Here is a 19,562-nt window from a genome sequence, read left to right as displayed (position 1 = left end):
GGCGTTTAGGCGGCGTTCTCGAGCGCAATCGCGCTGGTGACCCGATTGCGACCTGCGTGCTTGGATGCGTAAAGGGCCGCGTCGGCGCGTTCCAGCAGGCTGGAGGCGGTCTCGCCGGACACATGTTCGGCGAAGCCTGCGGACAGGGTGACGGCGCCGAGGTCGTCGTTGGTCGAGCGGCGGCGCAGTGAGCGCGACGAAACCTCTTCCAAGATGGTCTCCAGCGCCATGTTTACGGCGCCGGCCTTCTCGCCGGGGAAGATGATCGCGAACTCTTCGCCGCCGAAACGGGCGACGAAGCGATTGCCGCTACAGACGCGCGATAGGATCGTGGAGACGTAGCGCAGGACCTGGTCGCCGGTCTGGTGGCCCCAGGTGTCGTTGAAGCGCTTGAAGTGATCGATGTCGAGGATCGCCAGGGTCAGGGGCGCATGGGCGTCGCCGTCGCAGACCCGTTCAAGCCGCTCGTCGAAGGCCTTGCGGTTGGCCAGATTGGTCAGGGCGTCGGTCATGGCGTCGCGGCGGACCTGTTCCAGGTGTTCGCGCAGCCGGGCGACTTCCTTGTTGGAGCTTTCCAGGCGTTTCTCGAGAATGGCGGTTTCGCGCCGAACCCGTTTGGTGGCGACGGTTAGACCGCCGACCAAGGTCTTCAGGGGCGCGCCGTCTTCGGCCGCCTCCATGGTCTGGGACGCGGCCACCAGGGTTTCGCCATAGTCGGCCTGGGTCTTGTGGGCCTTGGCGATGGCGCCGGCGACATTGGCCAGTTCACGATCCAGCACGGCGCCGGCGTCGCGGATATCTTCAGACAGACGGCTGCGCGGCAGGAATTCCGCGGCCAGCAGCTCCGCAGTCTCGTCGTTGATGACGACCGATTCGGACAGCAGGCGCTTGATCTCACGGCCCAGCGGAGCCTCGGGATCACCGAGGTAATGAAGCCAAAGCTCGAAATTCAGCGGGGTCGGCCAGACGCCGACCTTCTCCATGTCGGAGATGACGTCCCGCGCAAGAGAATAGGCTTCCGGTCCCCGAACCGCCATTTCGATCTGCGCCGTCATTCGTCTCTCCCAAAACTCCGTTCTGGAGTTCGGGGAGAACCTACAGGCCTATCCGTAATAGCGAGTAAACGCGCGGGGGTTTAGGCGCGAATGACGACGGGACGGCGAAGGAAGGCCGGGATGTCGTCGCCGAAGCCCTTTACGCCCGAGCGTTCGCGTTCTTCCGGACGACGCTCGCCGCGACGATCCGACTGACGCAGATGGGGCTCGCGGTCGGTGCGGGCGGCGCGGGTTTCCTCGACGGGCGCGGTGACGTCCGCGGTCTGGGCCTCGATCTTAGAGTCCTGTAACGGCTCCGGACGGGGCGCGGGCTTGGTGCGGTTGCGGCCGCGGCCGGCGGGCTTTTCAGCAACCGGCTGTTCAGCGACGGGCTTTTCAGCGAAGGGCGCGATCTCGGTTTCGATCACGGCCTGGGCGGAAACCTCGGGCTTGGCCTTGCGGCGGCTGCGTGACCGGGTCGTCGCCTCGACGGCCTCGGCTTCGACCGCGGCGGCCGCCGAGACGGCGACGGGCGCCTGGGTCGGCTCGGCGGCGCGGGAACGGCCACGACCGCTCGAGCGGGACTCGTTCGAACGCGGCGCGCGCTTGTCGTCTCGCGCCCCGTCCTTGATTGCGGCGAAGTCGATGTCGTCGAGGACCAATTCTTTCGGGTCCATCTTGATCAGCTTCAGCACCTTATCCAGCGACTTGTCGTCGGCCGGGGTGACGATCATGAAGGCCTGGCCCAGCTTGCCCGCTCGACCGGTGCGGCCGATGCGGTGGACATAGTCGTCGGCGTGGTGCGAGACGTCGTAGTTGAAGACGTGGCTGACGTCCGGGATGTCCAGGCCGCGCGCGGCGACATCGGAGGCCACCAGGATCTTCAGCGCGCCCGACCGGAAGTCCGCCAGGGTCTTCATCCGGTGCGACTGGTCCAGGTCGCCGTGGATCGGCGCGGCGTCGAAGCCGTGGGTCTTCAGCGACTTTGCGACGATGTCGACTTCGGATTTGCGATTGCAGAAGACGATGCCGTTGCGCACGTCCTCACGACCGACCAGGGCGCGCAAGGCGACGCGCTTGGCCTTGGGATCCGAGGTCGGGATGCGGACGATATACTGGGTGATGGTGTCGGCGGTCATCGCCGGACGCGAGGCCTCGATCCGGGTCGGATCCTTGAGGAAGGCGGTCGTCAGGCGGGTGATCTCGGGCGGCATGGTGGCCGAGAAGAACAGGGTCTGGCGACGCGGCGGCGTCAGTTTGAAGATGCGCTCGATGTCCGGGATGAAGCCCATGTCGAGCATGCGGTCGGCTTCATCGACGACCATGATCTCGACGCCGGTCAGCAGCATCTTGCCGCGTTCGAACAGGTCGAGCAGGCGGCCCGGGGTGGCGATCAGGACGTCCACGCCCTTGTTCAGCGCCGCCACCTGGTCGCCCATGGAGACGCCGCCGATCAGCAGCACCCAGCTCAGCTTGGTGCCCTTGGCGTATTTGGCGAAGCTTTCGGCGACCTGGTCGGCCAGTTCGCGGGTCGGGGCCAGGACGATGGCGCGCGGCATGCGGGCGCGGGCCCGGCCCGAGGCCAGGCGTTCGACGAGGGGCAGGGTGAAGGCGGCCGTCTTGCCGGTGCCGGTCTGGGCGATGCCCAGGACGTCGCGTCCGGCGAGGGCGACCGGGATGGCCTGTTCCTGAATCGGAGTGGCGGTCGTGTAGCCGGTGTCGGCGACGGCCTGAAGTGTCGTGGGCGAAAGGCCCAGTTGGGAAAATTCGGTCATGAATCCTTGGGGTGGAAAGCGTCTGCGTGCATAGCAGCAACGGAACCGCCCCTCTTTGGGCGAGCGGGCGGCGCGGATCGCAGACCTGTCCCGAGGCTGGGGGCGATATAGAAGTCCCTGCGTCAAAGTCAAGTATTCTCGATATTTCGTTGGACCGGCCGTCGCGGAATAAATTCCCATGGCCAAGCTGGGACTCTGCTTGACTCGTCCGGGCGTGGAGGAGGCATATGTTAGAACAAAAGGAGAACTGTTTTGGGTTCGAGCCCTAAGATCGAAGCCCTGCGCGAGCATCTGAAAGCGCTGGAGGCCGATGGCCATCCGGTCGATGACGCGCGCTTCGACCTGGGGCTGGAGGCGGCGGACCGGCATCTGGGCGGGCTGGCGACCCATGGCCTGCACGAGGTCTATGCCGCGACCACCCCGGATGCGACGGCGGCCCTGGGGTTCGCCCTGGGGCTGGTGCGCCGGGCGGCCGGCGAGCGGCCCGTGGTCTGGGGCGTCCAGGCGATGGCGGGGCTGGAGACAGGGCGGATTTACGGGCCGGGCCTGCGTGAGCTGGGGCTGGATCCCGGACGGCTGGTTCTGGTGCGGGTCAAGGAGATGAAGGACCTGTTGGCGGCGGGCGAGGAGGCCCTGTCCTGCGGGGCCGTGGGGGCGGTGCTGCTGACGGCCTGGGGAGAGAGTAGGGTTCTGAGTTTGACTGCGACGCGTCGGCTGTCGATGGCGGCGAGCCAGGGGCGGGCGACGGCGGTCCTGATGCGGCTGGCGGCCCAGCCCCAGCCTAGCGCGGCCGAGACCCGGTGGCGGGTCAGCGGGGCCTTGTCACGGGCGCTGGAGGCGGACGCCCCCGGCCATCCGACCTATGCGGTCGAACTGTTGCGGCATCGGCTGGGCGCTCAGCCGAGGAGCTGGATCATGGAGTGGGATCGTGAGCGCGGAGTCTTCCAGGAAGGCGGACGGAATGCTGGAGATCAACAGTCGGAACGACCGGCGCTACCTGGCGGTCTGGTTTCCCCTGCTGCCGACGGATCGGTTACGGCGGGAAGAGGGGCGGTCCGACGCTACGGCTAAGCCGGCCACTGTCCTGGTCGAAAAGCTGAAGGGGGCGCTGCGCCTGGCGGCCGCAGACGGGTCGGCCTTGGCCCTGGGGCTGTCGCCGGGGATGACCTTGGCCGATGCGCGGGCGCGGGCGCCGGACATCCGGGTGGTCGCGCATCGGCCTGAGGCGGACGCGGCCCTGCTGAAACGGGTGCTGCTGGATTTCGGCCGCTTCACCCCGATGGCGGCGACCGACGGTGCGGACGGGCTGGCGCTGGATGTGACGGGGTGCGCGCATCTGTTCGGAGGCGAAGAGGGGCTGGTCCAGGCGGTCGCGGCGCGGGCGCAGGGTGTCGGGCTGGCGGTGCGTCTGGCCATGGCCGGCACGCCAGAAGCGGCGCGCGCCCTGGCCCGGTTCGGGCGGGACGGGATCTATCAGGGCGAGGACCAGAGCCAGGCTTTGCGGCGCCTGCCGGTCGCGGCCCTGGAGCTGTCGGACAAGGAGACACAGGCCCTGTCCCGAGCGGGGTTGAAGACCCTGGCGCATCTGGCCGACCGCCCCACCGCTCCGATCGCCGCCCGGTTCGGTGCGGCGGCGGCGACGCGGTTGAACCGTGTGCTGGGTCGCGAGGATGCTCGTATCCGGCCCGAAAGGCCGATCCCGCTGATTTCGGTCGACCGCATCCTGGTCGAACCGATCACCGAGACGACCGATGTCGAGGCGGTCATCGGCGACCTGCTGGGCGAGGCCATGGACCGGCTGGACCTGCGCGGTCAGGGCGGCCGCGCCTTTCAGGCCGGGTTTTTCCGCCTGGACGGGGAGGTGCGCCACATCACCGTACGGACGGGCCGGCCCAGTCGCGATGCGGCGGCCGTGCTGCGGCTGTTTCGCGAACGGCTGGCCAGTCTGGCGCGACCGCTCGACCCGGGGTTCGGATTCGATCAGCTGCGCCTGTCCGTGCCGGTCGCCGACCGTCTGGCGTCGCGCCAGCGCGGCTTTGACGCCACCCCGCCGGGGGCGGAAGACCTAGGGCGGCTGGTCGATCGGCTGACGGCGCGGCTGGGACCGGAGGCGGTCAGCCGGTTCGAACCGATAGAGTCGCACAGGCCCGAACGCGCCGTGCGTCTGACGCCTGCGGCCCTTCCGGTGGGCGAGATCGCCGCCTGGCCCGAACCGGACCCCGCCGACCCGCCGCTGCGTCCTTTGCAGATGTTCGATCCGCCCCAACCGGTCCTCGCCACGGCGGAAGTGCCCGACCATCCGCCGAACCGCTTCATCTGGCGGCGGGTCGATCATCGCCTGGTTCGTGTCGAAGGCCCCGAACGCATCGCACCCGAATGGTGGCGCAGCTTGCGGGGGCCGTTGGAGCCGACGCGCGACTATTACCGCGTCGAGGACCAGGAGGGGCGGCGCTTCTGGCTGTTCCGTTCCGGCTTCTACGGCGAGGAGCCGGCGCCGCGCTGGTTCGTGCACGGGGTCTTCGCATGACCGCCTATGCCGAGCTGGCGGCGCGCAGCAACTTCTCCTTTCTGGAGGGGGCGTCGCATCCGAAACATCTGGTGTTGAGCGCCATTCTGCGCGGGCATACCGGCCTGGGGCTGGCGGACCGCAATACTCTGGCTGGGGTGGTGCGGGCGTGGAGCGCGCTGAAGACCTTGCGGGAGGAGGGCTGGTCGCCGCCGGATCGGGTGCGGCATGGCGGCGGACCGGGCGAGACGGTGCTGGTGGAGGATTCGTTTCCGGTCGATCTCGACCCGGAGGCGATCAAGGCGCGGGCCCAGGCCTTCAAGCTGATCCTGGGGGCGCGGCTGCGGTTCAACGACGGGACGCCGGACATTCTGGCCTATCCCGAGGACCGGCAGGGCTGGGGCTGTCTGTGCCGCCTGCTGACCCTGGGCAATAGGCGGGCCAGGAAGGGGCAATGCGAGATCGGGCTGAACGACCTGCTGCGCGCGCCCGAGGGGCTGCTGCTGATCGTCATGCCGCCCCGCCGGCTGGAAGGGCTGGAGGCCTTGTTGCGTCAGGCGAACGAGGCTGCGCCGGGGGCGGTCTGGCTGGGCGCCGTCATGGGCCGGAGGGGCGATGATCGCCGTCGACTGGCGCGGCTGAAGGTCTTGGCCGGGACGACGGGCGTCTCCTTGCTGGCGGTCAATGACGTCCTCTATCACGACGCCGACCAGCGCGACCTGCAGGACGTCGTCAGCTGTATTCGCGAGGGGGTGACGCTGGAGAACGCCGGCCGCCGACTGGACCAGAACGCGGAACGCCACCTGAAGCCGCCCGCCGAAATGAGCCGCCTGTTCACCGATGCGCCGGACGCAGTGGCCGAGACGCAGGAGGTTCTGGCGCGCGTGGCGTTCGATCTGGGGGACCTGAGCTACAGTTATCCCGAAGAGCCGGTGCCGCCCGGCATGACGGCGCAGGATCGGTTGGCCGAACTGGTGGCGACCTATGAGGAGCGGAAATATCCGCTGGGCGTGCCGGGCAAGGTGCGAGACCTTCTGACGAAAGAGCTGAACTTCATCGCCAAGGAAAATCTGGCCCATTATTTTTTGACGATCCACGACATCGTCAGATTTGCGAACGACCAGCGCATCCTGTGTCAGGGGCGGGGTTCAGCGGCGAATTCGGCTGTCTGCTATGTTCTGGGGATCACCTCGGTGGATCCGAGCGTGCACGACGTGCTGTTCGAACGCTTCCTCTCGTCGGATCGAAAGGAGCCGCCCGACATCGATGTCGATTTCGAGCACGAGCGGCGCGAGGAGGTCATCCAGCATATCTATGAGCGTTATGGTCGCCATCGGGCCGGCATCGCCGCCACCGTGATCCGTTATCGTCCGCGCAGCGCCATCCGCGAGGTCGGAAAAGTCATGGGGCTGACCGAGGATGTGACGGCGCGCCTGGCGGGAAGCCAGTGGGGCAGTTTCGGATCCGACATTCCCGACCGACATCTGGAACAGGCCGGGCTTGAGGTCGGCAATCCGACCGTGATCCGCGCCGTCGCCATGACCCGGCGGCTGCTGGAGTTTCCCCGACATCTGTCGCAGCACGTCGGGGGCTTCGTCCTGACCCAGGACCGGTTGGACGAACTGGTCCCCATCGGCAATGCGGCCATGCCGGACCGGACCTTCATCGAATGGGACAAGGACGACATCGATGCGCTGCGGCTGATGAAGGTCGATGTGCTGGCTCTGGGGATGCTGACCTGTATCCGAAAGGCGTTCGACCTGCTGCTTGAGCATGGGGCGCTGAATCTCAGCTTGGATACGGTCCCCGACGCCGACGAGGCGACCTACGAAATGCTGCAACAGGGGCGCTCCATCGGGGTCTTCCAGGTGGAGAGCCGGGCGCAGATCAACATGCTGCCGAGGCTGAAGCCGAAGCGGTTCTATGATCTGGCCATTCAGGTGGCGATCGTTCGTCCCGGGCCGATTCAGGGCAATATGGTCCATCCCTATCTGCGACGGCGGCAGGGTCTGGAAGCCGTCGACTATCCTTCTCCCGGTTCAGAGTTCGGGCACCCCGATGAGCTGAAGGACGTGCTGAAGGCGACCTTGGGCGTGCCGCTGTTTCAGGAACAGGCGATGAAGATCGCCATGGTCGCGGCGCGGTTTGACGACAGGCAGGCGAACGGCATGCGCAAGGCCATGGGGACCTTCAGAGGCGACGGGAACCTGAGCCACTATGGCCAGCTCATGGTCGAGGGCATGAAGGCGCGAGGTTATGATGCGGTCTTCGCCGAGCGTTGCTACGAACAGATCAAGGGCTTCGGCTCCTACGGCTTTCCCGAGAGCCATGCGGTGTCGTTCGCCAGGCTGGTCTACATCTCGTCCTGGATCAAATGCCATCATCCGGCGGTGTTCGCCTGTGCGCTGCTGAACAGCCAGCCGATGGGATTTTACGCCCCGGCCCAGTTGGTGCGGGATGCGCAGGAGAGCCCGCAGAAGGTCGAGGTGCGGGCGACCGACGTGAACCACAGCCTCTGGGACAATAGTCTGGAGCCGACGGCGCGGGGCCGGCGGTACCCGGCCTTGCGACTGGGGATGCGCCAGATCGACGGGTTCAAGGAAGGTTGGGCCTCGAAGCTGGTCGAAGCGCGCGACGCCCCCTTCACCGATGTCGAGGAGATGGCGCGGCGGACGGGGCTGGCGGCGGCGGCGATGCGCAAGCTGGCGGATGCGGACGCCTTCCGCTCTCTGGGGCTGGATCGGCGAGAGGGGTTGTGGGCGGTCAGGCGGTTGCCGGATGACGAGCCCTTGCCGCTATTCCAGGCGGCGCGGGCCAGGGAGCTGGGCGTCGAGGCGGCGGCGAACCTGCCGCTGATGCCGCTGAAGGAGCATATCGCCACCGATTATCAGACGACGCGCCTGTCGCTGAAGGGACATCCGATGCAGATCCTGCGGCCGATGTTCGACGCCGAGCGGGTGCTGAGCGCCGAGGCGGTCGAGGCCAAGAGGCACGGGGCCTTGGTGAAGACGGCGGGGGTGGTGCTGGTGCGCCAGAGGCCGGGCACGGGCAACGCCATCTTCGTGACCCTGGAGGACGAGACGGGGGTGGTGAACATCCTGCTGTGGGCGCGGCTGTTCGAGACCTTCCGGCGCGAGGTCATGGCCGCGCGGCTGATGGAGGTGGAGGGCACGGTCGAGAAGAGTGTCGAGGGCGTGCTGCACGTCATGGCGCGGCGGGTGATCGACCGGTCGTCCGAGCTGGGGCGGCTGTCCGAGGACCATGATCTGGCGGCTGAGCTGTCCCGGGCGGATGAGGTGAAATACCCGCCAGCGCCGCGCAGTTCGACCGGCCGGCATCCGCGCGACGTCCGTATTCTGCCGGGGTCGCGCGACTTTCATTGAGCCGCGCGTCGGCCTGAAACGAAAATCGCCGGACGGGGTGAACCGTCCGGCGACCTTCAGTCTCGACTGCGATCCGAACTCAGCGCTTGCCGAAGATCATGTCGCCCAGTTTGGCGAAGAAGCTCTTTTCTTCGACCTTGGGAGCAGGGGCGGGAGCGGGCTTGGCGGCCGGCTTGGGGGCTTCGACGGGCTTGGGCGCCGGAGCAGCGGCGACGGGCGCTGCGGCCGGAGCGGGCGTCGGCGCCGCGACGACGGCGGGAGCCGCCTTGGGCGCTGCGGCCTTAGCGGCCGGCTTGGCGGCCGTGGTCTTGGCCGCGGGCTTTGCAGCGACGGGCTTGGACGGCTTGGCCGGCGCGGCCTTCGGAGCGGCGGCCTTCACCGGCGCAGCCTTGGCGGCAGGCGCGGCCTTGGGCTTGGCGGCCGCCTTGGGCGCGGCGGTCTTCGGTGCGGCGGTCTTGGCGACTGCAGCCTTGGGCGCAGCGACCTTCGGGGCCGCGGCTTTCGCGGCGGGCTTGGCCGCCGTGGTCTTGGGCGCAGGCTTTGCAGCGGCGGTCTTGGTCGCCTTGGGCGCCGCTGTTTTCTCGGCGACAGGCTTCACAGCGCTCGACTTCGGCGCAGCTTTAGGCTTGGAAGCGGCGGTCGCCGGCTTCGGCGACGCAGGTTTAGACGTAGACGGTGACTTGGCCATGTATTCCCCGACCCCTTGGTTAGTTAAAAAGCCCGGCGGCGTCGGGAAGACGATGCGCCGGATCGCAATGATTCGTCATCTTAGCGGTGTTTGAAAAATGTCCGAGTCCGCAGTTCAGATAATCGCACGGGGTCCGCGCGAAAACGCAGAGGCCGCCGCCGCCGCCATCGACGCCGATCCCACGCTGGAGGGCGCGACCTATTCCATCCTGGAGGAGGACGAGGATCGCAACATCTGGCGCATCGACGCCTTCCCGACCACGGCCGATGAGGTCGAGGGACTGAAGGCGACCCTGGCCGACTATCCGGTCACCGTCACGGTCGAGAAGCTGGCCGACGCCGACTGGCTGGCCATGTCCCTGTCGGGCCTGCCGCCGGTGCGGGCCGGGCGCTTCTTCGTCTATGGGGCCCATGACGAGGGGCGGGTTCCGCCCAACGCCGTCAATCTGAAGATCGACGCCGGCGCCGCCTTCGGCACCGGCCACCACGGCACGACGGTCGGCTGTCTGGAAGCCTTCGACGACCTGTTGAAGCGCGAGCGGTTCGAGCGGGTGCTGGACGTCGGCTGCGGCACGGGCGTCCTGGCCATCGCGGCGGCGCGGACCGGCAGCCGGATCGCGGTCGGCACCGACATCGACGCCCCCTCGGTGCGGATCGCCAATGAGAACGCCGCCCTGAACCAGGCCCACGCCAGTTTCGTCCACGCCTCGGGCCTGAACGATCAGCGGGTGCGCAAGCACGGCCCCTATGACCTGGTCTTCGCCAATATCCTGGCCCCGCCGCTGGTGGTCCTGTCGCAGGACATCAAGATGGCGCTGAGCCTGGGCGGGGTCGCCATCCTGTCGGGCCTGTTGCGGACCCAGGAGCGCCGGGTGACGGCGGCCTATACCTCGCGCGGCTTCCGGCTGGAGAAGCGCATCCACCATGACGCCTGGAGCGCCCTGGTGTTGCGGCGGATGGGCTGAGGACCGAGAGACGAGACGATGCGCCAGACCTTCGATGAGACCACCGATCCGTCCTTTGGGGCCAAGCACCTGCCGCTGCTGCGCGCCCGGATGGCGGAGCAGGGGCTGGACGGTTTTCTGATCCCGCACGAGGACGAGCATCAGAACGAGTATCTGCCCGACGCCAACGAGCGGCTGGCCTGGGCGACCGGCTTCACCGGCTCGGCCGGGGCGGCGGTGGTGTTCCAGGATCGGGCCAGCCTGTTCACCGACGGCCGCTATACGGTCCAGGTCAAGGCCCAGACCGATCCGGCCCTGTTCGAACGGCGCGACCTGAACGATGTCGCCGCCTATCTGGAGACGGCGAAGCCCGGCCAGGTGATCGGCTATGATCCGAAGCTGCACAGCCCGGACGCCCTGGTCGCCCTGAAGCGGGCGGCGCAGAAGGCCGGGGCCGAGCTGAAGCCGGTCGCGGTCAATCCGCTGGACCAGGCCTGGGGCGCGGATCGTCCGGCCCAGCCCAGCGCGCCGGTCACGCCGCACGAAGACGTCTATTCCGGCGAGCCCCATGCGGCGAAGCGGGCGCGGATCGGTCAGGCCGTGGCGGACGCCGGCGCCGAGGCCGTGGTTCTGACCGCCCCCATGTCGATCGCCTGGCTGTTCAATGTGCGCGGCGGCGACGTGATCCGTTCGCCCCTGCCGATCGGTCAGGCCGTGCTGACGGCCGACGGCAAGGCGCGGCTGTTCCTGGACGGAGCCAAGGTGACGAATGCGCTGCCGGCCTGGCTGGGCGACGACGTTCAGCTGGAGGCGCCCGAACGGCTGGCCGAGGCGCTGGACGGTCTGGCGGGCAAGAAGATCATGATCGATCCGGCCCTGTCGTCCGCCTGGTATTTCGACCGGCTGGAGCAGGCCGGGGCGACGGTGGTGCGGGCGGCGGACCCCTGCGCCCTGCCTCGCGCGACCAAGAATGCGGTCGAGATCGAGGGCAGCCGCCGGGCCCATATCCGCGACGGCGCGGCCCTGGCCAACTTCCTGCACTGGGTCGATACGACGGCGCAGCAGACCCTGCCGGACGAGCGCGAGGTGGTGGAGACGCTGGAGCGGTTCCGCGAGGCGACCGGGGCGCTGAAGGACCTCAGCTTCGACACCATCGCCGGGGCCGGGCCGAACGGCGCCCTGCCGCATTACAAGCCGGTCGGCGCCACGATCCGTCGGATCGAAAACGGCTCCTTGCTGCTGGTGGACGGCGGCGGCCAGTATCTGGATGGGACGACCGACGTGACCCGCACCATGGCGGTGGGCGAGCCGTCGGCGGACCAGCGTCACAAGTTCACCCTGGTGCTGAAATCCCATATCGCCATGGCGACGATCCGCTTCCCTGCGGGGACCAGCGGCATGGCGCTGGACGCCATCGCCCGGGCGCCGATGTGGGCGGCGGGGCTGGATTATGATCACGGCACCGGCCACGGCGTCGGATCCTATCTGGGGGTTCACGAGGGACCGCAACGGATCGCCAAATGGGGCACGGCCCAGCCGCTGCTGGAGGGGATGATCCTGTCCAACGAGCCCGGCTATTACCGCGAAGGCCATTGGGGCATCCGCATCGAGACCCTTCAGGTGGTGACGCCGGCCGTGGTTCCCGAGGGCGGCGAGCGGCCGATGCACGGGTTCGAACAGCTGACCTTCGCCCCCATTGATCGGCGGCTGATCGCGGTTGATCGGCTGACCCCGGCCGAGCGGGCCTATGTCGATGCCTATCACGCCGAGACCCTGGCCAAGGTCGGGCCCCTGGTCGAGGGCGAGGTCCGGGCCTGGCTGGAGCGGGTCTGCGCCCCGCTCTAAGCCTTCGAGTCCGCTCATTCGCGGGGATGAGCGGAAGGTTCTAATGATCGCGCAGCCTGCGCCGCAGGTGGGTGATTGGGACGGTCAGGTCCGCCAGGGCTGCCTTGGTCGCCTCGTAGCCGGCGGCGACCGGTTCGTCATAGGCCTTCCAGTCGCGGATGTCGGTCCCGCCGATCCGGGGCAGGATCAGGAGGTCGGCGGCGGCGCGCGACTGCTCCATCTCGGCGTCGGTGGTGATGGTGGCCGAACGCATCAGGATGGAGACGATGGGCGGGCCGGCCTTCCAGGCGCCCGACAGCACCCATTTCCACCAGGAGGGCGGATTTTCCAGGGCCGCCGGATCGACGCCGCGGGTCTGGGACATGTCCACGCCGATGGTGGGGCCGCTGTTCAGCTGGCGCATCACGCTGGTGGGGAAGTTCTTCAGCACCGCCCCGTCCACCAGCACCTGGCCGTCCATGACCACGGGGGGCAGGACGCCGGGAATGGCGATGGAGGCCCGCATGGCTCGGCGCATCAGGCCGGTGCGATGGACCTCGATCCGGCCCGAGGTCAGGTTGGAGGAGACGGCGAAGAAGGGCAGGCAGAGATCGGCCAAGTCCGTGTCGCCATAGGCCCGCTCCAGCAGGCCCGCCACCTTGCGGGCGCGGGACATGGCGATGATGGGGAAGGCCAGATCGGACAGGGGGTCGGACTCGACGAAGGCGCGGCGGATCTCGTAATCCAGCCGCTCGAACGACCAGCCCAGGGCCGGTCCGGCGGCCACGACCGCCCCCATGGAGGCGCCGCCGACGAAGTCGATGGGCACCTTGGCCTCTTCCAGCGCCTTGACCGCCCCCATGTGGCAATAGGCGCGGGCGCCGCCGCCCGACAGGACCAGGCCCACGGCGGTGCCGGTGATGACGCGGGCCATGCGGGCGGTGTCGGCCTCGACCCCTGCGACACAGTGGAACCAGCGGTCGGGCTGAAGCGCGTCCAGCCAGACCCGGGTGTTGGCCGGACGGCTCATGCGCGGATCACGCAGCAGGATCAGGTCGGTCAGGCGCCGGCCGTCGCCGAAGCCCATCCGGCGCGGCAGGTCGGACGGCGGGGCCAGAAGCCCGCTGCCGACGATGAACAGCCGGTCGACCTGACGGGCGCACAGGTCGGCCCAGGCCGGCTGGTCGTGTTCGGCGACATAGAGGACATAGTCATGATCGTCCTCGACCCGGCTGAACCATTCGGCGGCCGAGGTCAGGGCCGACTGGTCGATGACCCGGCAGGTGAAGCCCATGGCCTGGACCGCGACGGCGATCCGGTCGACGAAGGCGCGGATCGGGCGAGGGCGGGCGGAGACGAAGCCGAAGACGCTGGGTTCGGCGGCGCCGCCGGCGCGTTTGCGGGCGCGGTGGATCATCAGTCGCGACAGCTCGACCAACAGATCCGGCTCGGTCCGGGCGGCCTCGAAGAAGGCCTCGCGCGGCAGGGCCAGGATTTCAGTGTCGCGCAGGGCGATGACGTCGGCGGTATGGGCCGTGCCCGCCAGCATGGCCATTTCGCCGACCGGTTCGCCGGGCCGGATCACGCCCAGCAGATGGGGCGGCTGATCCGGCTCGGCATGGAAGACGCCCAATCGGCCCGACCGGACCAGGTAGAGGGTGTCTGAGGGGTCGCCCGCCGCGAACAGCCGCTCGCCCCCGGTCAGGGCGAACCAGCTGGCCCGATCGATCATCGGCCCTTCGAAAATGCGCGACAGAGCAGAAGCCAGGGTGTCGGGACGAAGCGGAGCCATGGGGCGGTTGTAGGGGAGATTCCGTTGCGGGTGAATTGGCTCTGTCTTCGCGGAAAACCAGCGAAGTTGGGGAGGGCGTGGGACGCCGGGTCTGCACCCGGGGTTTGGAGTTTTAAGTACCGTTTCGGCGCAGTCGTCGTCCCACGCGGTCGTTTTCCACACGCGCTCCGGCTGGCGGCCCTAGCCTTCGAGCCTTGCCGGATCGGCGGGCCGCCTTGCGACGGCTTCGCCGGGGCGGACATGCCGATTGAAAATCGACAGCGGTCCGCTTTCCGAAGCGTGCGGCGAGCAGGAGACGGCATCCATCGCCGCCTCTAAGGACCCCGGCGGTCTCCTCCCCACCGGCTTCATCGCTCGACCACAGCCCCGCCGCCGTCAGGGCGCTGGATCCGACGCCCTCCCCATCGGCGGGGATGAGAGGATTATGCGGGAGGTTTGAGGGGTGATGAGAAGAAGGGGGTGAGATTCTGTTAGGGCGTTGAAATCTTTGAGGAGGGACCAGCGTCATTGTGCGCGCTGGCCCACCTCTCCGCGCGCGAAGGCGCGGGGGGAGGACCGGTCGCGCTTGCGACCAGGCGGGGGCGACTCAGGCGGTGGGGGTGACCGGGGCAGCGTCTGACACCGAGTCGCCCCCTCCTGGCGCTCGCTGACGCTCCCGCCTGTCCTCCCCGCCGGCCTTCGCCGACGGGGAGGTGAGTGAGGCGGCGGCGTCACCTCTCCGCGCGCGAAGGCGCGGGGGGAGGACAGGTCGCGCTTGCGACCAGGCGGGGGCGACTCCGGCGGTGGGGATGACCGACCCAGCGTCTGACACCGAGTCGCCCCCACCTGGCGCTCGCTGACGCTCGCGCCTGTCCTCCCCGTCGGCCTTCGCCGACGGGGAGGTGAGTGAGGCGGCGGTCAGGCGTCGATGGAGCGGCTCGCCCCCAGAAGGACGGCTTGGAGGGCGGGGGGTTCGATGGGTTTGCGCAGGACGCCGTCGGCGCCGGCGGCCATGTAGCGGGCCACGTCCTCGTCGAAGACGTTGGCGGTGAGCATATGGATCGGCAGGCGGGGACGGCCCGTGGCGGCTTCGTCGGCGCGGATGGCGCTCAGGGCCTCGACGCCGTCCATGACCGGCATCATGACATCCATCAGCACCAGGTCGAAACGTTCGGCGGCGACGGCCTGGACCGCCTCCTGCCCGTTCTCGACCAGGACCAGGTCCAGACCGAAGGCCTGGAACAGGAGGGTCAGCAGCTTGCGATTGGCGGGGTGGTCCTCGGCGGCGAGGACGCGGAGCGTGGGGCAAGCCTCGACCGGCGCTTGGGCGGCGAGGCCGGCGTCCGCAGCCTGGACGGTCGGGCATGGCGCGGGCTCGGCCGCGAAACGGACCCAGAAGACCGCGCCTTGCGCGCCGTCTTGCGGCCTGGCCCCGCGGACGCCGAGGGCGCCGCCGAGCGCCTGGGCGGAGGCGCGGCACAGGGCCAGGCCCAGGCCGGCGCCCCCCGGCGGCGCGACCGGGGGCCAGTTGTTCGAAGGGTTCGAAGATCCGCTCGCGCTGATCCTTCGGCACGCCGGGGCCCTGGTCATGAACCTCCAGATCAAGGTCGATGCGGCCATCGGCGGCGGGCAGGGCGCGGGCCAGGATGCGGACGGTCCCGGACGGCGTCAGTTTCAGGGCGTTGGACAGATAGTTGATCAGGATCTGTTCGACCCGGGCCTCGTCGGTCAGGACCAGGAAGTCCTCGCGCCGGCCCTGGAGCTCGACCTCGAGCCTGAGACCCAGTTCGTCGACGCGGGAGCGCCAGACGCGGGCGATGGCCTCGATCCGCGCGGCGACATCGACGGGGGCGAGGCGAACATCGACCTGGCCCGATTCGATCTTGGAGATGTCCAGGGCGCCGTTGAGCAGGCGCAGCAGCATGCCCCCGGCCTCGGCCATGTCGTCGATGACCACGGCCTCGGCCTTGGGACGGCGACGGCCGCGCAGGACCTCGGTCAGGCCGAGGATGACGTTCAGCGGGGTGCGGACCTCGTGGCTGATCATGGCCAGGAAGCGGGACTTGGCCTTGTTGGCCCGTTCGGCGGCGGCGTGGTCGGTCTCGGCCTGGCCCAGGGCGGACTGAAGCTCGCGCGTGCGTTCGGTCAGGGCCACCATCAGCTCGACCGTCTGGCGATCGGCGCGCCATTGGCGCCAGGAGGCGCCGATGATGCCCAGGACGAACAGGCCGACAGCGACCTTGATCCCCATGGTCGCCTGGGGCTGGCTGGAGGCGATGATCATGGCCGCGATGGACGGCGGGGCGACGGCGGCGGTGAAACTGATTCGGCTGATGTGCACCTGAAGCGCACCGACCATCAGATTGCCGGCCAGCAATAGGCGCAGATAGTCGAGATACTGGGGCTGGGAATGCCAGACGGCGAGGATGAACAGGGCGTTGTGGGAAGCGAGGCCGAGGGTGACGGCCTCGGTGCTGAGTCGGAAACGCCGCTCGGCCCCCGGCGCGCCGGGACGGGCGCGGGCGGTCTGGACGACGTTCCAGAGCAGGGCGTAGAGGCCGAACTGGAAGACGGCGAAATTGGCCGCCCAGCCCCAGCCGAGCAACCACCAGCCCAGGACCACGATGGCGGCGATGGTGGCCAGCCGCACCGGGAACATGTCCCTATACCGGTCGGCATAGGCTTTTAGGTAATCTGTACTGTCGGCCACTTCGCCAAGTCCCCGCTTCGAGCGTGGCCTTACCCGAGGAAGCTTAACGAGGCTTCAACCGTGAGGTTTATTGATCGGCATAACGCCATGCGTTATGCTGCCGCCATGATCCGCAGTTTCCGTGACCGCGAGACGGAGAAGGTCTGGAACGGTCAGCGGTCTCGGCGACTGCCGGGCGATATTCAGGAGGCGGCGCTGCGAAAGCTGCGCCTGCTGAATAGAAGCGTGGTGTTGGACGAGCTTCGTATACCGCCCGGCAACCGGCTGGAGTCCTTGTCGGGCGACCGGAGGGGGCAGTATTCGATTCGGATCAATCAACAGTGGCGGATTTGTTTCCGCTGGAGAGACGGAGGCGCCGAAGATGTCGAAATCTGCGACTACCACTGAGCGTGTCGCCGATATCGGCTTGGCGGACGACTGGCTGAAGAACCCGACGCCGGGCGACATTCTGCTGGAAGAGTTTCTCAAGCCGCTGGGCATGAGTCAGACGGCCCTGGCCAAGGCCGTCGGCGTGCCGCCGCGCCGGATCAATGAGATCGTGCTGGGAAAGCGTGCGGTGACGGCCGACACGGACCTGCGTCTGGCGCGGTACTGGGGCGTGCGGCCAGGGTATTTCCTGGGGTTGCAGGCGGACTACGATCTGATGGAGCAGCGTCGGAAGATGGGCGATGCGCTGGCGATGATTAGGCCGAGGGCGGCGTGACTGTGCTTAATGTGATCGGAGCGATTGCGGCGACAGCGCTGGCAAGCGGATCCGTGGCCGCGTTGGTCACGCACTTTCTAACCAACGACCGCGAAAGAAGAAGCCTTCTTCGACAGAAGGCGGAAGATCTCTACGTTTCTGTTGAAGCGCTCGAGACCTCGTGGAGCGTTGAGGTGGTTTCGCTAAAATCTGTCGTCGATGGTGTAATTAGTTACAACCAATATCTCGACCTTATAATTGAGCGCGGAAAGAAGGATGACGGAAATTTAAATCGCCGCGTCGACATGCTGACGGAAATTTACTTTCCTTCAGCTGTATCCGATCTAAACGCGGTGCGTGATGCGCTATCTAAATACAATGGATTGGTTTCTGTTCATAAAGAAGCATACCGGGCTGGCCAAGCTGACGGCTTTTCCTGGCGCCAAGATTTTGCCCCAAACGTTGGCGCTGTTTCCGCGGCTTTCGCAAATTACAAGCGGGTCGTCGTGCGATGCGCGCAATCAAGCTTCACGCCGCTGAGGTTGCGGACGTAAAATTACCCCACCTTCACCCGCGTCGCCGCCTCCGGCAAATCTTCCCCAAACGCCCGCTGGTAGAACTCGGCGATGGTGGGGCGTTCCAGTTCGTCGCACTTGTTGAGGAAGGTCAGGCGGAAGCTGAGCGCCAGGTCGCCACCGAAGATCAGGGCGTTCTGGGCCCAGGTGATGACGGTGCGGGGCGACATGACGGTGGAGATGTCGCCGTTCATGAAGGCGTTGCGGGTCATGTCGGCGACGCGGACCATGGCGGCGATGCGGCGGCGGCCCTCGGCGTCGGACCATTCGGGGACCTTGGCGGCGACGATCTCGGCCTCGACGTCGTGGTCGAGGTAGTTCAGCGTCGTGACGATGTTCCAGCGGTCCAGCTGGGCCTGATTGATCTGTTGCGCGCCGTGGTACAGGCCCGTGGTGTCGCCCAGGCCGATGGTGTTGGTGGTGGCGAACAGGCGGAAATAGGGGTTCGGGCGGATGACGCGGTTCTGGTCCAGCAGGGTCAGGCGGCCTTGCGCCTCGAGCACGCGCTGGATCACGAACATGACGTCGGGGCGGCCGGCGTCATATTCGTCGAACACCAGGGCGACGGGGCGTTGCAGCGACCAGGGCAGGATGCCCTCGCGGAATTCGGTGATCTGTTTGCCGTCCTTCAGGACGATGGCGTCCTTGCCGACCAGGTCGATGCGGCTGACGTGGCTGTCCAGGTTGACGCGGACCAGGGGCCAGTTCAGGCGGGCGGCGACCTGTTCGATATGGGTCGACTTGCCGGTGCCGTGATAGCCCTGGACCATGACGCGGCGGTCGAAGGCGAAGCCGGCGCAGATGGCGATCGTGGTCTGCGGATCGAAGCGATAGGACTCGTCGATCTCGGGCACATGGCTGTCGCGCTCGGCGAAGGCGGGCACGGTCATGTCGCTGTCCACGCCGAAGGCTTCGCGCAGGGTCACGCGGCGGGCGGGTTCGAGCGTCAGCAGGGGATCGGGGAGGGCGTCGAGCGGGGAGGTCATGGTCTGCGATTAGCGCAGGTTCGGGGCCACTGAAACCCCGCTCGTCCCCGCGAAAGCGGGGATCCAGTTCTTTTGCTCGGCAGGGCCTTGGACCACGACCGCGAGAAACCCCGTCCGATCATCGCCCAAGGCTCTGGGTCCCCGCTTTCGCGGGGATGAGCGGAGTGTGTTTACTTGGCCGCCAGCCGAACATCCACATTGCCGCGCGTGGCGTTGGAATAGGGGCAGACCTGGTGGGCCTGCTGGATCAAGTCGTCGATGACGGCCTGGTCCAGGCCGTGGTCGGTGACGGTCAGGTCGACGTCGAGGTTGAAGCCCTCGCCCTTGCTGTTCTTGCCTAAGCCGATCCCGGCGGTGACCTTGGTGTCGGGGCCCACGGGCGTGCCGGCCTTGCCGCTGACCAGACGCAGAGCGCTGAGGTAGCAGGCGGCGTAGCCGGCGGCGAACAGCTGTTCGGGATTGGTCCCGTCGCCGCCCTTGCCGCCCATTTCCGCAGGCGTGGACAGTTTCACGTCGATCTTGCCGTCGTCGGTGGCCGAGCGACCGTCTTCGCGGCCGCCGCCGGAGGCTGTGGCCTGGGCGCGATACAGAACTTCCATGGTGGGCTCCTGGGGGTTGGGAAGGCTTCAGATGCAGGCCTAACGGATGACGGGAAGGGGACGTTGCATCCGCGCCCTAGCCTTTG

The 19,562-nt window shown here is 67.8% G+C and carries 15 protein-coding genes and 1 pseudogene; 8 read left to right on the top strand and 8 right to left on the bottom strand.

The annotated features are described in order from the left end of the window. Nucleotides 1-5 precede the first annotated feature (5 nt). Nucleotides 6-1,055, bottom strand: a complete 1,050-nt coding sequence (locus OU998_RS10475) for a GGDEF domain-containing protein (protein WP_267513389.1) — start codon at nucleotides 1,053-1,055, stop codon at nucleotides 6-8. A gap of 80 nt (nucleotides 1,056-1,135) precedes the next feature. Beyond that, nucleotides 1,136-2,809: a DEAD/DEAH box helicase gene (locus OU998_RS10470; RefSeq protein WP_267513387.1), complete on the bottom strand. Its 1,674-nt coding sequence runs from the start codon at nucleotides 2,807-2,809 to the stop codon at nucleotides 1,136-1,138. A gap of 252 nt (nucleotides 2,810-3,061) precedes the next feature. Between OU998_RS10470 and OU998_RS10465 the strand changes: the two genes are divergently transcribed. Genes OU998_RS10465 through OU998_RS10455 form a run of 3 tightly spaced genes read left to right on the top strand, consistent with a single transcriptional unit; the run spans nucleotide 3,062 to nucleotide 8,698 of the window. Then, nucleotides 3,062-3,880 carry an ImuA family protein gene (locus OU998_RS10465; protein WP_267513386.1) on the top strand — a complete coding sequence of 273 codons (819 nt, stop codon included), beginning with the start codon at nucleotides 3,062-3,064 and terminating at the stop codon, nucleotides 3,878-3,880. Continuing rightward, nucleotides 3,771-5,336 (top strand): Y-family DNA polymerase, encoded by a 1,566-nt coding sequence (locus OU998_RS10460; protein WP_267513384.1) that lies wholly within the window; start codon nucleotides 3,771-3,773, stop codon nucleotides 5,334-5,336. The genes OU998_RS10465 and OU998_RS10460 overlap by 110 nt, the downstream gene beginning before the upstream one ends. After that, nucleotides 5,333-8,698, top strand: coding sequence for an error-prone DNA polymerase (locus OU998_RS10455; RefSeq protein ID WP_267513383.1), 3,366 nt, complete (start codon nucleotides 5,333-5,335; stop codon nucleotides 8,696-8,698). Before OU998_RS10460 ends, OU998_RS10455 begins: the two co-directional genes overlap by 4 nt. A 79-nt stretch (nucleotides 8,699-8,777) precedes the next feature. Here the strand turns inward: OU998_RS10455 and OU998_RS10450 are convergent, their stop codons facing one another. After that, nucleotides 8,778-9,296, bottom strand: a complete 519-nt coding sequence (locus OU998_RS10450; RefSeq protein ID WP_267513382.1) for a hypothetical protein — start codon at nucleotides 9,294-9,296, stop codon at nucleotides 8,778-8,780. A 187-nt stretch (nucleotides 9,297-9,483) separates the two neighbouring features. On the opposite strand from OU998_RS10450, the gene OU998_RS10445 reads away from it, so the two are divergent. Continuing rightward, nucleotides 9,484-10,350, top strand: coding sequence for a 50S ribosomal protein L11 methyltransferase (locus tag OU998_RS10445; RefSeq protein WP_267513381.1), 867 nt, complete (start codon nucleotides 9,484-9,486; stop codon nucleotides 10,348-10,350). 18 nt (nucleotides 10,351-10,368) lie between these two features. After that, nucleotides 10,369-12,174: an aminopeptidase P family protein gene (locus OU998_RS10440; RefSeq protein ID WP_267513380.1), complete on the top strand. Its 1,806-nt coding sequence runs from the start codon at nucleotides 10,369-10,371 to the stop codon at nucleotides 12,172-12,174. Nucleotides 12,175-12,214: 40 nt separating this feature from the next. Here the strand turns inward: OU998_RS10440 and OU998_RS10435 are convergent, their stop codons facing one another. The 3 genes and pseudogenes from OU998_RS10435 to OU998_RS10425 all read right to left on the bottom strand — a co-directional run. Beyond that, a complete protein-coding gene (locus OU998_RS10435) occupies nucleotides 12,215-13,945 on the bottom strand; it encodes a patatin-like phospholipase family protein (protein WP_267513378.1) in 1,731 nt (576 codons plus the stop codon). Nucleotides 13,946-14,842: 897 nt separating this feature from the next. Continuing rightward, nucleotides 14,843-15,514, bottom strand: a complete 672-nt coding sequence (locus OU998_RS10430) for a response regulator (RefSeq protein ID WP_267513377.1) — start codon at nucleotides 15,512-15,514, stop codon at nucleotides 14,843-14,845. Continuing rightward, nucleotides 15,504-15,971 (bottom strand): annotated as a pseudogene (locus OU998_RS10425) (sensor histidine kinase); the annotation flags it as partial. The pseudogene OU998_RS10425 and the gene OU998_RS10430, both read right to left, overlap by 11 nt. Nucleotides 15,972-16,721: 750 nt before the next feature. Here OU998_RS10425 and OU998_RS10420 point away from each other — a divergent pair. From OU998_RS10420 to OU998_RS10410, 3 genes are read left to right on the top strand one after another with little or no spacing between them, the layout of a single operon-like run. Beyond that, on the top strand, nucleotides 16,722-17,021 hold the full coding sequence (locus OU998_RS10420) for a type II toxin-antitoxin system RelE/ParE family toxin (RefSeq protein WP_267513374.1): 300 nt from the start codon (nucleotides 16,722-16,724) through the stop codon (nucleotides 17,019-17,021). Further along, entirely contained in the window at nucleotides 16,996-17,337 is a 342-nt protein-coding gene (locus tag OU998_RS10415; RefSeq protein WP_267513372.1) for a HigA family addiction module antitoxin, read from the top strand. The genes OU998_RS10420 and OU998_RS10415 overlap by 26 nt, the downstream gene beginning before the upstream one ends. After that, a complete protein-coding gene (locus OU998_RS10410) occupies nucleotides 17,334-17,870 on the top strand; it encodes a hypothetical protein (protein ID WP_267513371.1) in 537 nt (178 codons plus the stop codon). Before OU998_RS10415 ends, OU998_RS10410 begins: the two co-directional genes overlap by 4 nt. Before the next feature lie 2 nt (nucleotides 17,871-17,872). Here the strand turns inward: OU998_RS10410 and cobS are convergent, their stop codons facing one another. Next, nucleotides 17,873-18,877, bottom strand: a complete 1,005-nt coding sequence (gene cobS, locus OU998_RS10405) for a cobaltochelatase subunit CobS (RefSeq protein ID WP_267513369.1) — start codon at nucleotides 18,875-18,877, stop codon at nucleotides 17,873-17,875. A 170-nt stretch (nucleotides 18,878-19,047) separates the two neighbouring features. Beyond that, nucleotides 19,048-19,476 (bottom strand): organic hydroperoxide resistance protein, encoded by a 429-nt coding sequence (locus tag OU998_RS10400; protein WP_267513368.1) that lies wholly within the window; start codon nucleotides 19,474-19,476, stop codon nucleotides 19,048-19,050. Between the last annotated feature and the right edge of the window lie 86 nt (nucleotides 19,477-19,562).

Source organism: Brevundimonas sp. SL130 (assembly GCF_026625805.1).
GTDB lineage: Bacteria > Pseudomonadota > Alphaproteobacteria > Caulobacterales > Caulobacteraceae > Brevundimonas.
This window is presented reverse-complemented; position numbering and strand designations above follow the sequence as displayed.

Excerpts from the sequence above, each read along its gene's own strand:
- OU998_RS10475 (WP_267513389.1), bottom strand. The coding sequence starts at position 1,055 with ATGACGGCGCAGATCGAAATGGCGGTTCGGGGACCGGAAGCCTATTCT.
- OU998_RS10470 (WP_267513387.1), bottom strand. The coding sequence starts at position 2,809 with ATGACCGAATTTTCCCAACTGGGCCTTTCGCCCACGACACTTCAGGCC.
- OU998_RS10460 (WP_267513384.1), top strand. The coding sequence starts at position 3,771 with ATGCTGGAGATCAACAGTCGGAACGACCGGCGCTACCTGGCGGTCTGG.
- OU998_RS10455 (WP_267513383.1), top strand. The coding sequence starts at position 5,333 with ATGACCGCCTATGCCGAGCTGGCGGCGCGCAGCAACTTCTCCTTTCTG.
- OU998_RS10445 (WP_267513381.1), top strand. The coding sequence starts at position 9,484 with ATGTCCGAGTCCGCAGTTCAGATAATCGCACGGGGTCCGCGCGAAAAC.
- OU998_RS10440 (WP_267513380.1), top strand. The coding sequence starts at position 10,369 with ATGCGCCAGACCTTCGATGAGACCACCGATCCGTCCTTTGGGGCCAAG.
- OU998_RS10435 (WP_267513378.1), bottom strand. The coding sequence starts at position 13,945 with ATGGCTCCGCTTCGTCCCGACACCCTGGCTTCTGCTCTGTCGCGCATT.
- OU998_RS10430 (WP_267513377.1), bottom strand. The coding sequence starts at position 15,514 with ATGACCAGGGCCCCGGCGTGCCGAAGGATCAGCGCGAGCGGATCTTCG.
- OU998_RS10420 (WP_267513374.1), top strand. The coding sequence starts at position 16,722 with ATGCGTTATGCTGCCGCCATGATCCGCAGTTTCCGTGACCGCGAGACG.
- OU998_RS10415 (WP_267513372.1), top strand. The coding sequence starts at position 16,996 with ATGTCGAAATCTGCGACTACCACTGAGCGTGTCGCCGATATCGGCTTG.
- cobS (WP_267513369.1), bottom strand. The coding sequence starts at position 18,877 with ATGACCTCCCCGCTCGACGCCCTCCCCGATCCCCTGCTGACGCTCGAA.
- OU998_RS10400 (WP_267513368.1), bottom strand. The coding sequence starts at position 19,476 with ATGGAAGTTCTGTATCGCGCCCAGGCCACAGCCTCCGGCGGCGGCCGC.